The organism is Paraburkholderia sp. SIMBA_053, from assembly GCF_046534895.1.
GTDB lineage: Bacteria > Pseudomonadota > Gammaproteobacteria > Burkholderiales > Burkholderiaceae > Paraburkholderia > Paraburkholderia caledonica.
Map to the genome: position 1 here is coordinate 1 of NZ_JAWRXU010000093.1, position 475 is coordinate 475.

General features: G+C 63.2%; 1 pseudogene. It reads left to right on the forward strand.

The window, feature by feature from the left end:
* Window positions 1–279 precede the first annotated feature (279 nt).
* Window positions 280–475: pseudogene (locus SB753_RS34700) on the forward strand (ATP-binding protein); the annotation flags it as partial.

Here is a 475-nt window from a genome sequence, read left to right on the forward strand (position 1 = left end):
TCGGCAGTTCAGGAAGGCGCTGGGCAACGTGTTGAGCCTGGTCCATCCGGCGATGCGCGGCGGCGGCGCCGCTTCGATCGAGTCGGTCGGATCCGTGCCGTACGGAGTCGCGATTGCGACAGGAACCGTAGTCGTGCTGCTCGCGACGGCGGCACAGCTATAGAACGAAACGTAGAACAAAACGCACAACGAAAGTAAGCCGGCCACATGCGATCCGGCTATCAGAATCACATACCGTGCCGCACCGAGATCGGTGGCGCTGCACCCGGGGAGCGACAGATGGACCAGCACAGCACACAGCAGTCCAAGGCAGGGGGCACGACATGCCTCGATGATTCTGCCGTAACGGGCGCCGACCGGGCGCAAACGCCGGCACTTCAGCTACGCGCGCCGCGCACTGTCGCGGACACCGGCCTGCCCGCGCTTTTCATCGCGCATCTGCTACTCAAATCGATTCTGCAGAACGGCAAATCGT